The organism is Candidatus Thiopontia autotrophica (assembly GCF_982804495.1).
The window spans coordinates 20,487-33,175 of sequence record NZ_CEYDPX010000004.1 but is presented as its reverse complement, the minus strand read 5'-3'; the positions used below and the strand labels follow the sequence as shown (position 1 = coordinate 33,175).

Annotated in this window: 14 protein-coding genes; 9 read left to right on the top strand and 5 right to left on the bottom strand. The window is 49.4% G+C overall.

The genetic code is table 11. The features are described from left to right. Genes sucD through mdh form a run of 8 tightly spaced genes read left to right on the top strand, consistent with a single transcriptional unit; the run spans position 1 to position 6,257 of the window. Positions 1 to 876 carry a succinate--CoA ligase subunit alpha gene (gene sucD / locus AC3ZFK_RS02595; protein ID WP_487506537.1) on the top strand — a complete coding sequence of 292 codons (876 nt, stop codon included), beginning with the start codon at positions 1 to 3 and terminating at the stop codon, positions 874 to 876. A 13-nt stretch (positions 877 to 889) separates the two neighbouring features. Next, positions 890 to 2,239: an electron transport complex subunit RsxC gene (gene rsxC, locus AC3ZFK_RS02590; protein ID WP_487506536.1), complete on the top strand. Its 1,350-nt coding sequence runs from the start codon at positions 890 to 892 to the stop codon at positions 2,237 to 2,239. Further along, complete coding sequence (locus tag AC3ZFK_RS02585; RefSeq protein ID WP_487506535.1) at positions 2,236 to 3,252, top strand: RnfABCDGE type electron transport complex subunit D; 1,017 nt, start codon at positions 2,236 to 2,238, stop codon at positions 3,250 to 3,252. The genes rsxC and AC3ZFK_RS02585 overlap by 4 nt, the downstream gene beginning before the upstream one ends. After that, positions 3,249 to 3,884 carry an RnfABCDGE type electron transport complex subunit G gene (locus AC3ZFK_RS02580; RefSeq protein ID WP_487506534.1) on the top strand — a complete coding sequence of 212 codons (636 nt, stop codon included), beginning with the start codon at positions 3,249 to 3,251 and terminating at the stop codon, positions 3,882 to 3,884. The genes AC3ZFK_RS02585 and AC3ZFK_RS02580 overlap by 4 nt, the downstream gene beginning before the upstream one ends. A 2-nt stretch (positions 3,885 to 3,886) precedes the next feature. Beyond that, the gene (gene rsxE / locus AC3ZFK_RS02575; RefSeq protein WP_487506533.1) at positions 3,887 to 4,540 is read left to right on the top strand and encodes an electron transport complex subunit RsxE; all 654 of its coding nucleotides are present in this window, start codon (positions 3,887 to 3,889) and stop codon (positions 4,538 to 4,540) included. Then, complete coding sequence (locus AC3ZFK_RS02570) at positions 4,537 to 5,130, top strand: electron transport complex protein RnfA (RefSeq protein ID WP_487506532.1); 594 nt, start codon at positions 4,537 to 4,539, stop codon at positions 5,128 to 5,130. The genes rsxE and AC3ZFK_RS02570 overlap by 4 nt, the downstream gene beginning before the upstream one ends. Beyond that, positions 5,127 to 5,318: a hypothetical protein gene (locus AC3ZFK_RS02565; RefSeq protein WP_487506531.1), complete on the top strand. Its 192-nt coding sequence runs from the start codon at positions 5,127 to 5,129 to the stop codon at positions 5,316 to 5,318. The genes AC3ZFK_RS02570 and AC3ZFK_RS02565 overlap by 4 nt, the downstream gene beginning before the upstream one ends. Before the next feature lie 3 nt (positions 5,319 to 5,321). Next, the gene (gene mdh / locus AC3ZFK_RS02560; protein ID WP_487506530.1) at positions 5,322 to 6,257 is read left to right on the top strand and encodes a malate dehydrogenase; all 936 of its coding nucleotides are present in this window, start codon (positions 5,322 to 5,324) and stop codon (positions 6,255 to 6,257) included. Positions 6,258 to 6,273: 16 nt separating this feature from the next. Here the strand turns inward: mdh and hemN are convergent, their stop codons facing one another. From hemN to mog, 5 genes are all read right to left on the bottom strand, one after another. Continuing rightward, on the bottom strand, positions 6,274 to 7,662 hold the full coding sequence (gene hemN / locus AC3ZFK_RS02555; RefSeq protein ID WP_487506529.1) for an oxygen-independent coproporphyrinogen III oxidase: 1,389 nt from the start codon (positions 7,660 to 7,662) through the stop codon (positions 6,274 to 6,276). A 36-nt stretch (positions 7,663 to 7,698) separates the two neighbouring features. Then, entirely contained in the window at positions 7,699 to 8,625 is a 927-nt protein-coding gene (prmB, locus tag AC3ZFK_RS02550; RefSeq protein WP_487506528.1) for a 50S ribosomal protein L3 N(5)-glutamine methyltransferase, read from the bottom strand. A 29-nt stretch (positions 8,626 to 8,654) separates the two neighbouring features. Beyond that, complete coding sequence (trxA, locus tag AC3ZFK_RS02545; RefSeq protein ID WP_487506527.1) at positions 8,655 to 9,023, bottom strand: thioredoxin; 369 nt, start codon at positions 9,021 to 9,023, stop codon at positions 8,655 to 8,657. Between the two features lie 115 nt (positions 9,024 to 9,138). Then, entirely contained in the window at positions 9,139 to 9,537 is a 399-nt protein-coding gene (locus AC3ZFK_RS02540; protein ID WP_487506526.1) for an LETM1 domain-containing protein, read from the bottom strand. Positions 9,538 to 9,553: 16 nt separating this feature from the next. Then, the gene (gene mog, locus AC3ZFK_RS02535; RefSeq protein WP_487506525.1) at positions 9,554 to 10,090 is read right to left on the bottom strand and encodes a molybdopterin adenylyltransferase; all 537 of its coding nucleotides are present in this window, start codon (positions 10,088 to 10,090) and stop codon (positions 9,554 to 9,556) included. Positions 10,091 to 10,288: 198 nt separating this feature from the next. On the opposite strand from mog, the gene lon reads away from it, so the two are divergent. Then, positions 10,289 to 12,679 (top strand): endopeptidase La, encoded by a 2,391-nt coding sequence (gene lon / locus AC3ZFK_RS02530; protein ID WP_487506567.1) that lies wholly within the window; start codon positions 10,289 to 10,291, stop codon positions 12,677 to 12,679. Positions 12,680 to 12,689: the final 10 nt, after the last annotated feature.

Below are 12,689 nucleotides of genomic sequence, written 5' to 3'. Positions count from 1 at the left end.
ATGAGCATTTTAATTAACAACGATACTCGTGTCATCGTCCAGGGCTTCACAGGCAAACAGGGCACATTCCACGCAGAGCAGTCAATTGCCTACGGAACAAATATTGTTGGAGGAGTAACCCCGGGGAAAGGTGGCCAGAGCCATCTTGACCGCCCTGTATTCAACACTGTAAAAGATGCTGTAGACGCTACCGGTGCTGATGCCAGCATGATCTATGTTCCTGCCGCCTTTGCGGCGGACGCAATCTTTGAGGCTGCTGCCGGTGGTATCAAGACGATCGTATGCATTACCGAGGGCATTCCTGTTCAGGACATGATCAAGGTAAAGGCATTCCTGAAAGACTTTCCAGACACCCGCCTTATCGGACCCAACTGTCCAGGCATCATCACCCCCGGAGCCTGCAAGATTGGAATCATGCCTGGCAATATTCACCAGGAGGGGGCAATTGGCATAGTCTCCCGTTCTGGCACCCTCACCTATGAAGCGGTCTTCCAGACCACCAATGAGGGTCTTGGACAGAGTACCTGTATCGGTATTGGAGGAGATCCAATCCATGGCATGAATTTTATCGACTGTCTGGAGCTGTTCCAGCAGGATGAACAGACCAGGGGAATTGTACTGGTTGGTGAGATTGGTGGCAGCAAAGAGGAGGAGGCCGCAGAGTATATTCGCCAGAATGTAACAAAGCCGGTAGTAGCATATATTGCCGGAGTGACCGCACCTCCAGGACGCAGAATGGGTCATGCAGGTGCAATCATCTCTGGTGGCAAGGGAACAGCGGAAGACAAGATAAGCGCCCTTGAGGCAGCCGGGGTCACAGTCTCCCGCTCTCCTGCCGAGATCGGAAAACATATGGCTGCATTACTGAACAGTTAACCATTAATAGTTTATGGGTCTCCTTTCACTTTTCAGACAGAGCTTTGCACACGGTGTACACCCTGCCCACAACAAGGGGCAGACTGCAGACCTTGCAATTCAGCGGGTACCTTTTGGTCACCGTTATGTAATGCCGCTGGGGCAACATATAGGTGCGCCAGCCATAGCTGTTGTAAAAAAAGGTCAGAGCGTGAAACGTGGAGAGATGATTGCCAAACCGGGAGGCTTCATATCTACCGCTCTACACAGCCCAGTCACCGGCACAGTAAGTGAAATAAGCCCTCAACGCACACTGGATGGATCATTTAAACCAGCCATTGTCATCGAGGCTGATCCATTTTCCACCCAGAGGGTAGAGACCACCCCTCCCCCATCCTGGGAGACCATCTCTCTGGATGATTTTATTGAACTTGTACAGCAGGCAGGAGTAGTTGGAATGGGTGGTGCAGCATTCCCCAGCCATGTTAAATACTCGATTCCAGACGGCATCGTGATTGATGATCTGCTGATCAATGGTGCAGAGTGTGAGCCGTTCCTTACCAACGATCATCGCTTAATGGTTGAGCAGCCAGAAAAAGTTATTAACGGAACCGAAATCCTGCGCCAAAAACTTGGGGCCAAGAGAGCCAATATTGGCGTAGAGAAAAATAAGCCAGAGGCGATTGTAAATCTCCAAAAAGCTCTTGATAAAAACCCGGAACTGCCAATAACCATAACCCCTCTGGAGGTGAAGTATCCCCAGGGTGCAGAGAAGATGTTGATTCAATCTGTCTACCACAAAGAGGTTCCTGCCGGTCAACTACCGAGAGATATCGGGGTTGCTGTCAACAACAGCGGCACCGTTGTAGCGATTGCTGACCTCTTTGCAACCGGATCCCCACTTATTGAACGGGTGGTCACAGTCTCTGGCCCTGGCATTGATCAACCAGCAAATCTTCTGGTTCCACTTGGTACTCCAGTCAGGGATGTATTGAAATTCTGTGGTGGGCTCAATGACAAAACTCGAGAGGTAATAATGGGTGGTCCCATGATGGGATTTCCTATAGCCAGTCTGGATGTTCCCATTCTAAAGGGAAGCTCAGCCATTCTTGCATTTACCGAGCAAGAGACAGCCAGACCCCATGAGTACCCATGCATTAGATGTGGGCGCTGCCTGGAGGCATGCCCATACTTTCTCAATCCATCACGGCTGGCACTGTTAAGTCGCAACAGACGTTATGAAGAGACTATTGATTACCATGTAATGGATTGTGTTGAGTGCGGTGCATGCAGCTTTGCATGCCCATCCAATATCCCGATTGTGCAGTTGATTAGAACAGCCAAAGACAATATGCGCCAGCACCCTGTCGAGGAGGCAGCATGAACAGGGATGACCCGAATCTTCTGCTGCAGCCATCACCTCTGGTAAAACAGGGGCTGACTGTACCGACTGCAATGCGTGACGTGTTGTTGGCACTTATGCCTGCACTATTTGCAGGGATCTGGTTCTTTGGCCTGAGTGCACTGCTGGTGGTTACTGCGACCACTCTTGGTGCCTTGATGACAGAGTGGGTTTTTACCTCCAGAGAGAGCCGCTCCATTACGCTTGGTGATGGCAGTGCACTACTTACTGGAATATTACTGGGTATGACCCTACCACCTGCTCTTCCGCTGTGGATGGCGTGGCTGGGAGGAGTAGTTGCTATTGGGCTCGGCAAGATAATCTGGGGAGGTCTTGGTAATAATCTATTCAACCCTGCCATTGTGGGTCGTGCCTTTCTGCTTGGAACATTTCCAATAGCAATGACGACATGGCATATCGCTGCGGGGCCTGACAGTTTCTTCAGCCTACACCCAAGCACCCTTGCCATGCCATTCATGCAGTCTCCCCCCATGGATGGCATGAGTGCCGCAACCCCACTTGGCCTGATGAAGTTTGAGCAGATTGATACCCCAATATTCTCCCTGATGTTTGGCAACACCTCTGGCTCACTTGGAGAGACCAGTGGCCTGCTACTGATGGTTGGAGGACTATACCTGCTGTTACGTCGTGCGCTGGAGTGGAGAATACCACTGGCAATCTTTCTCTCTGTAGGGGTCTTTACCCTACTGTTACAGGCAATCGATCCAGCCCGTTTCCCAGATATCCATTTCACCCTCTTCTCTGGCGGAATGATGCTTGGTGCAATCTACATGGCAACCGACCCTGTCACCTCACCTGTCACTACAAAAGGGGCATGGATATTTGGTTGCGGAGTTGGATTCCTGGTAGTGCTAATTCGTAACTTTGGTGGGCTACCAGAGGGGATACTATATGCCATTCTCTTTATGAATGCCGCCACCCCACTGATTAACCGTTATACCCAACCCAGAGTCTTTGGCCGGAGCAGGAAATGAGTGACGAACCCACCTCCACCCGCCTGATCTCCACACTGGCAATAGCTGGGCTAATTTCAGGCGTGGCAATTGTTGCCATCTATGAGGCTACTCTGCAGACAATTACCGACAATAAAGCCAGAGAGTTGAGAGAGGCTGTATTCAAGGTGTTGCCAGGGGTAAGTGAGATGAAAAAGTTTCAGCTAGATGCAGACGGCCTGCGTTTCCGTACAGAAAAAGGTAAAGATGAAAACACCCTTTACGGTGGATATAACCAGCATGGAGAGTTCGTCGGTTATGCCCTCCCCAGTGCCGGTCCGGGGTTTCAGGACACTATCGGGATACTGTATGGATATATTCCAGAGTCACGTAAAGTAGTAGGTATGGAGATTCTGGAGAGCCGTGAGACTCCAGGGCTTGGAGACAAAATATACAAGGACCTCTCATTTGTATCCAATTTTGATAATCTTGCTATTGATCCAGAAATAGTTACCGTGAAAAAAGGGATGAAGAACGCTCCCAATGAAGTTGATGCCATTACAGGTGCAACCATCTCAGCAAAAGCTGTGGTTCGTATTATCAACGAGGGTAATGAGCGCTGGTTAAACAGGCTTCCTACCCACGGCATTCCACTACATGAGGGAGCCAGATAGTCATGGCAAAAACACCTGAAAGCGCGTACCAGGAGATGCTCAAGGGGATCTGGAGAGACAACCCTGTCTTTGTCCAGGTACTCGGAATGTGCCCCATGCTGGCGGTCACCAACTCTGCTGTCAATGCATTGGCGATGGGGCTAGCCACATTCTTTGTGCTGGTAGGCTCCAGCCTGCTGGTCTCACTAATGCGCAAGTGGATTCCCAAACAGGTTCGTATCTCCAGCTACATCATCATTATCGCCACCTTTGTAACCATCATCGACTATACCCTGCTGGCAATCTTTCCCAAAATCCACAAGGAGCTAGGAGCATTTATCCCGCTGATTACCGCAAACTGCCTGATCCTGGGGCGCCAGGAGGCCTTCGCCTCACGCAACAGTGTCCGCTTTGCGGTAATGGATGCGGTGGGTATGGCGGGAGGATTCCTCTTCGCCCTGCTGGCACTTGGTGGGGTGCGCGAGATCCTTGGAGAAGGTGCGCTGTTTGGGGTCTCCCTCTTCGGACCCAACTTTGAACCATGGATAATCATGATCCTGCCACCTGGCGGCTTCCTTACCCTGGGGCTGATTCTGCTCTTCTTCAACTGGGTCACAGAGAAGCGCAGAGAGGCACAGATGCGTATGCTGCAACCGGCTGAGGAGAGAGCGTCATGATGACAGATGCCGCCTTCCAGCACTTCCTCTGGATTTTCGTCAGTGCTCTGTTGGTAAACAACTTTGTGCTGGCATACTTTCTTGGGCTCTGCCCATTCCTGGGTGTCTCCGGAAAGCTCGAAACCTCATTCAGGCTTGGGCTTGCCACCACCTTTGTACTGATTATCACCGCCATCTGTGCCTGGATACTCAACACCTACGTACTTCCCCATGCACCATACCTGCGACTGATCAGCTTTATTGTGGTGATTGCCAGCGTAGTACAATTTATCGAGATGCTGATCAAAAAGCTCAGCCCCTCTCTATTCCGCTCACTTGGAATCTTCCTGCCGCTGATCACCACCAACTGCGCCATCCTGGGGCTTGCCATATTTGCCACCAACCGTGAATATGGGTTTGCTGAAAGCATTATCTTCGCCCTTGGTGCCGGAGGCGGATTCACCCTGGCACTGCTGCTTATGGCCGGACTTCGTGAGGAGAGTGAACTATCCGATGTTCCAACCCTGATACGTGGCACTGCATTTAATCTGATTATTGCAGGCATCCTCTCCATGGCCTTTATGGGCTTTGCCGGACTCTTCTCGTCATGACGGGATATATCATCTCTATCCTTGCATTGATCGCCCTGCTAGTTGGCTGGGTGCTGTTTCAGGAGTGGCTGAAGAAGAGGGATCCCCAACAGTTTGGATATAAACCAGGATGTGACGCCTGTGCCAGCAAGGATAACTGCTCTGCCCAGAAACCAGACAACACAATAAAATTTACAACACCTAAATAGACTATGAGTTTACAGACCAGAAAAATTGCCCTCGTTGGTGGTGGCCAGATAGGCACAGCACTAGCCCTTATGATCACCCAGAAAGATCATGCCGAAGTAGTCATTGTTGATCTGCCAGAAGCAGTCGACCCTATCAAGGGCAAGGCACTTGATATCATGGCACTACGCCCCCACGCCGGTGTTGATGTAGAGATTACTGCAACCAGTGACTACAGCAAGATAGCGGATGCCGAGGTTGTGATCGTAACAGCAGGTATTCCACGCAAAGCTGGCATGAGTCGTAACGACCTGCTGGAGATAAATCTTGGGGTTATCGAATCCGTCGCCAAAGAGGTTGCCACTCACGCCCCCAATGCGTTTGTTGTCCTGTCAACAAACCCTGTAGATACCATGTGTCAGGCCTTCCAGCGCCACTCTGGTTTTCCTAAAAATCGTGTAATCGGCCTCTCTGGTGCTCTGGACAGCGGACGCTTTCGTCTGTTTATCGCCATGGAGACCGGCTTCTCTGCCAAGGATGTCTCCTGCATGGTAATGGGTGGGCATGGCCCATCAATGATCCCCCTGACCAGAACTGCAACTGTTGGCGGCATCCCCATCCAGACCCTGCTATCAGATGAGAAGATCGAGGAGATTGTCGAACGTACCCGTCACGCCGGAACCGAGATTGTTCAACTTATGGGGCAAGGCAGCGCCTACATAAGCCCTGCCTCTGCAATTATGGAGATGGTTGAGGCCTACCTGTACAACAAGAAGAGACTTATTGCATCCTCTGTGCGTTGTGATGGAGAGTATGGGATCAATGACTGCTTCATAGGTGTGCCTTGTGTGATCGGCGCTGGTGGTGTGGAAAAGATAGTAGAGATGGAGCTGACTGCTAGTGAACAGTCCCAGCTCAAAACCAACTACCAATCACTACTGGAAAACATAAAACAGATCTGAACGAAAAATTGACCTATCAAATAACCTTTGAGAAGTGTTGTGCCTTTTTCTCACGTAGATAGCGGTCAAATACCATACATACGTTACGGATCAACAACCGTCCTGCAGTAGCCACGGTAACACCATCACTGTCCATGGTTAGCAGTCCATCTGTCTCCATATCCTTGAGCTCTTCAAGTTCTATCTGGAAGTAGTTACTGAAGTTGATGTTATGGCGCTCTTCGATTGCACTGTAGCCAAGACGGAAGTTGCAGATAAGTTCGGTGATTACATCTCTGCGTAGCAGATCATCGGCATCCAGCTCTACCCCACGGAAAATTGGAAGTTGGCCGGCATCTATTGCTGCATAGTAATCATCTGACTCTTTCAGGTTCTGTGAGTATGTATTACCCACCACCCCAATTGAGGTTACTCCCAGACCAATAAGATCGCAGTCACGGTGGGTAGAGTAGCCCTGGAAGTTTCTATAGAGTGTACCTTCACGTTGGGCCACAGCCAGTTCGTCATCAGGAAGTGCGAAGTGATCCATTCCAATGTATAGATATCCTGCCTCGGATAGCTGTTGGTTGGTACGTTGAAGAATTTCCAGTTTTTGATCAGGCGTTGGAAGGTCTGCCTCATTGATACGGCGCTGTGGTTTAAATATCTCGGGGAGATGAGCATAATTAAATACCGACAGCCTGTCTGGTCTAACCTCCAGCACCTTGTCCACTGTTTTCTGGAAGCTATCTGCAGTCTGATGTGGCAGACCATAGATAAGATCAATACTGATCGATTTGAAACCGGTATCACGAGCCGCATTCAATACCGCAAACGTCTCTTCCTCTGACTGGATGCGGTTTACTGCTTTCTGTACCACAGGATCAAAATCCTGCAGACCCAGACTCATGCGGTTGAAGCCCTGCTCTCGCAGTAGCGCAATGGTCTCTGCTGTCGCCTCACGGGGATCGATCTCGATTGAGTACTCACCTTCATCATCGTCACGCAGATTGAAGTTTGCCCGAGTTGCATCCATCAACCGGAGAATCTCTTCATGGTTGAGGAAGGTTGGGGTACCACCGCCCCAGTGCAGCTGGTCAACAACTCTTGAGCTATCAAACTGCTCACCCTGAAGCTCCAGTTCACGAATTATCCTGTCCAGATATGGAGGTGACTTGGCTCTATCCTTGGTTGCAATCTTGTTGCAGCCACAATAGAAACATACAGTGTCGCAAAACGGTATGTGGAAATAGAGTGACAGAGGACGCAGTGGATCTTCCTGGTTGGTACGAGATGCCGCTGCTTTATAGGATTCCCTGTCAAATCCCTCATGAAACTGAACCGCCGTTGGGTATGATGTATAACGTGGACCCGCCTTGTCATAACGGCGAATCAAATCCATATCGAATGTTAGTATCTGTTCCATATAATTATCTTCCTCCCGTCTCTACGACTGTAGCACTCATGGTACCGCTCGCCGCTCAAATTCCTTGCGAAATAGTGGCCGGTATCTATCCAGCAAATCATGGCCGATCACAAATACCCCATGCCCACCACGTTCAAAATCTATCCAGCTCCACGGGACTTCTGGAAACAGTTGTTCCAGAGCCAATGCACTATTCCCTACCTCACAAACCAGTGCGCCATTCTCTTCCAGATGGGCTGAGGATTCCAGTAGAATCTGAACCACAATATCGAGTCCATCCTCACCAGCCTCCAACCCCATACGGGGCTCGGCATGAAACTCTGCCGGCATTGAATCCAGATCCAACTTGTCCACATACGGTGGATTGGTAACGATCAGATCATACCTCTTTCCATCAAGCTCAGAGAATAGATCTGAACGGATCAGATTAACCTGATCCTCTAACCCATGTTGCTCAACATTTATCTCTGCAACCTTCAGAGCATCCTCGGAAAGATCTACGGCATCTATAGTTGCCTCTGGAAACTCATAAGCACAAGCTATTGCAATACAAGCACTTCCAGCACCAATCTCAAGTATATGATCCGGTACTTCCGGATTTATCCAGGGTGAAAACTGCTGCTCTATCAGCTCAGCAACCGGCGATCTTGGGACCAGAACACGCTCATCTACATAGAACTGTAGCCCTGCAAACATTGCCCTATTGGTCAGATATGGGAGCGGCACCCTATCCTCGACTCTTCTCGCAAAAAGCTTGACCAAGTGCTGTCGCTCAGTCTGCAGCAGGTTCCCCTCAAGCAGAAGGTCAGGACAGTCAGATGGTAAATGCAGGCCGTTTAAAACCAGCTGAACAGACTCATCTACAGCATTATCTGTGCCGTGCCCAAAGTAGATCTGATCCTGCTGTTCAGCCTCCCCCATTAAAGAAGCACCCCAACGGATAAAATCCCTTGGGGTGATCAAATTCTCTTCAGCTGTAGCTCTATCTATAATCAGGCCTTGGACTCCTTCTCTTCGATCTGCTTGCGCACTTCTGCCATATCAAGCTCTTGTGCTTTTGCCACCAGATCCTTGAGTCCTTCTGCTGGAACCATTCCTGGCTGAGAGAAGATAACAATCTGCTCACGAAAAATCATAAGGGTCGGGATAGAGCGAATCTGAAAATGGGATGCAAGATCATGATGCTCTTCTGTATTAACCTTTGCAAAGACCACATCCTCGATCTCTTCCGAGACCTTCTCATAGATTGGCGCAAAGTTTTTACACGGACCACACCAGGGCGCCCAAAAATCAACAACTACAATATCATTTCCATTAACAGTCTCTTCAAAAGAGGTCCCATCAAGCTCAACAGTACTCATAACAAACTCTTCCTTGTATTAACCAATCATCCAATATTCTGTAACTTCGCACAGTATTCTAACATCCCTGAAACCAACAATCCTGCAACATTAGCAAACCTCCTGAAGAGACTGTTCAGAAGCTTTTATCCTCCCCCTTATCCTTATCCTTATTCTGCTCAACATCAGACTCTGACTCAAACGAGGATGGCAGCATCCTCCAAGGAACAACTTTAGCTACCAGTGGCAACAGAAGTGCGCCTCCAGGCAGCATAAAAATACCGAAAGCTGGAACCGTTCTAGCCAGATCCTTTGCCTGCTCAAGCGCCTCTTGACGCTCCTCTGCCGTCGTATCCTGTCCTAGTGAAATTTTACGCAGTGTGGTCAACATAACCCCGGTCTGCTGTATCTCCATCCATGTTTTCAGGCTTATGTCTCTAAATACCCTGCCAATCAGCTCCGGATCACTAACTTTATCTGTAGTTATCCGCAGAATCTCACGGGTTCTGGTAACTATCTTGATTTCACTTAACAAAAGTTATTGCCCCGATCTATTTGCCTTTGGGCCGAAAAACCTTAACCACATCAGGATGAGCCTCCAGGCGTGGTCCCTCAATCAGATCCACACAGTATGGGATTGCAGGAAAAAGCTCATCCAGAGTCTCTGCAATGGCAGACGGTTTTCCCGGTAGGTTTACAATAAGGGCCTTGCCACAGATGCCTGCAGTCTGACGGGAGAGTATCGCAGTTGGTACATACTTCAATGATATTTGACGCATCAATTCACCAAAGCCTGGCATCATGCGATCACATACAGCTTCTGTCGCCTCAGGGGTAACGTCTCGTGGCGCAGGACCTGTGCCACCTGTGGTTACGATAAGGCAACACCCCTCTTCATCCGAGAGCGCGCGCAGGGTCTCTTCAATAATTGGCTGTTCATCAGGGATAACTCTGGCAACTGGATGCCACGATGAAGATATGGCCTTCTCAAACCACCCCTGCAGGGCAGGACCGCCAAGGTCCTCATACTCTCCTCGACTGGCACGATCGGACACCGTTACAATTCCAATTTTTGCGATCTCATCCATTGATCTGGACTCCTCAGTGGTTAAATTTAGTGAAGGCATTCTATAACAAAAAAACCGCATCACCCACCTTGAAAAAAGAATAATCATCCCCACATCAGTCCTTTCCAAAAATTGTAGAGTCAGGGAAAATACCCTCCCTGAAAACAGATACAACAACAGATAAACAGAGAAAACATGAGCAATAAATTTGACGAGGGCATGGAGACAATTAATGGTGAGGTAGAGGTTGAGATTGAGCTCTCCCCATCATCTGAACTTGCGCTTCCATCTGAAAATCTGCCAACACAGATCTATCTTCTCCCTCTATCTGAACGCCCCTTCTTCCCGGCCCAGACTCAACCTCTCTTGATGAATGGCAAACCATGGATGGATACCGTTCAGAAAATTGGTGATACCAACGAACATATGGTTGGCCTGTTCATGACTCAGCCACATGAATCTGATTTTGCCTCTCCAGAAGACTATTTTGAGATTGGTACTGTCGCCCGTATGCACCACCCCATGAAGCAGGAGGGGAAAATTCAGTTTATTGCAGAGGGTGTACAGCGTGCCAGAATCGTACGCTGGCTATCAGATACTCCGCCCTACAGGGTTGAGGTTGAGTATCCCAAACCAATTCAGCCAAAGAACAAGGATGAGGCCAAGGCATTTGCCATGGCAATCATCAATATTCTGCGAGAACTTATTCCACTCAACCCTCTATATGGCGAAGAGTTGCGATTCTTTCTCGACAGATTCAGCCCTAATGAACCATCCGCACTGACCGACTTTGCCGCCAGCCTGACCACAGCAACATCCGATGAGCTGCAAAAGGTATTGGATACATTGAACATTCGTCGCCGCATGCAGAATGTACTATCTCTGCTAAAGAACGACCTGAAAGTTGCAAAGCTACAGACCAAGATACGTGACAGTGTTGATGACAAGATGGATGAACAGCAGCGCAAGTTCTTCCTCAAAGAGCAGTTAAAGGCAATTCAGAAAGAGCTTGGTATTGCCAAGGATGACCGTACTGCAGACTATGACAGATTTATGGAACGCATGGAAAAGCTGACCATCCCCGAGGCATCAATGAAAAAGATTGATGAGGAGATGGAAAAACTGAGCATGCTGGAGACTGGATCCCCCGAATATGCAGTGACCCGCAACTATCTGGATCAGATCATCTCACTACCATGGGGGATCCACTCAAAGGATAAACTTGACCTGCGACGTGCGCGCAAGATCCTTGACCGTGACCATGACAGCCTGGAGGATGTAAAAGATCGTATGATCGAGTTTCTTGCTGTAGGCAAGCTAAGGGGTGAGATCAATGGCTCTATTCTGCTGCTGGTTGGCCCTCCTGGTGTCGGCAAGACCTCGATTGGAAAATCTGTCGCTGATGCGCTGGGACGAAAATTCTACCGTCTCTCCGTTGGCGGCATGAGGGATGAGGCAGAGATCAAGGGACATCGCCGCACCTATATTGGAGCCATGCCTGGAAAGTTTATCCAGGCGATCCGTGAGACAGGGACCCAGAACCCTATCATTATGCTGGATGAGATAGACAAGATCGGTGCCTCCTACCATGGAGACCCCGCATCCGCCCTGTTGGAGGTGCTCGATCCGGAACAGAATGTGGAGTTCCTTGATCACTATCTTGATACCAGATTTGACCTCTCCAAGGTGCTCTTTATCTGTACCGCCAACCAGCTGGACACTATCCCTGGACCGCTGCTGGATCGTATGGAGACCATTAGACTTTCGGGATACATCACCCAGGAGAAGGTGGAGATTGCAAAGCACCATCTGTGGCCACGACAGATAGAACGTAGCGGCCTCAAACCAAGTGATATCAGGATAAGTGATGCTGCGCTGCGCACAGTAATAGATGGCTATGCTCGCGAATCCGGAGTAAGAAATCTTGAGAAGCAGCTGGGGCGCATTATCCGCAAGATCGCAGTAAAAATAGTCAAAGGAAAAAAGGGGCCTTTCAAAGTAAATATCAAGAATGTGGTCGAGTACCTTGATCAACCAATATTCCAGAGTGAAAAACCATACCGGGGAGTTGGTGTTGTGACTGGGCTTGCCTGGACTGTTATGGGTGGTGAGACCCTGACAATTGAGGCCTCCAAGATTCATACAGACAATCGCGGCTTCAAACTTACCGGGCAACTTGGGGATGTAATGCAGGAGTCAGCCTCAATTGCCTACAGCTACATCACATCGCATCTGAAAAAATACGGTGCCAATGCTGGCTTCTTTGATAAGGCACATGTCCATCTTCATGTTCCTGCTGGTGCCACCCCCAAGGATGGGCCCAGTGCAGGCATAACCATGGGTATCGCTCTGTTATCTCTGGCGCGCGGAAGAAAGATAAACCGCCCGCTGGCAATGACAGGTGAGATGACCCTTACCGGACGAGTCCTACCAATTGGAGGAGTAAGAGAAAAGACAATTGCTGCCCGCCGTCAGAATATCAAAGAGCTGATCTTCCCTGCTGAAAACAAAAATGATTTTGAGGAGCTGCCAGACTATATCCGTGAAGGGATCAACCCACACTTTGTTGCCCATTTTGATGAGGTTGCAGAGATCGTATTCCCCTCCTGAACAGATCGAC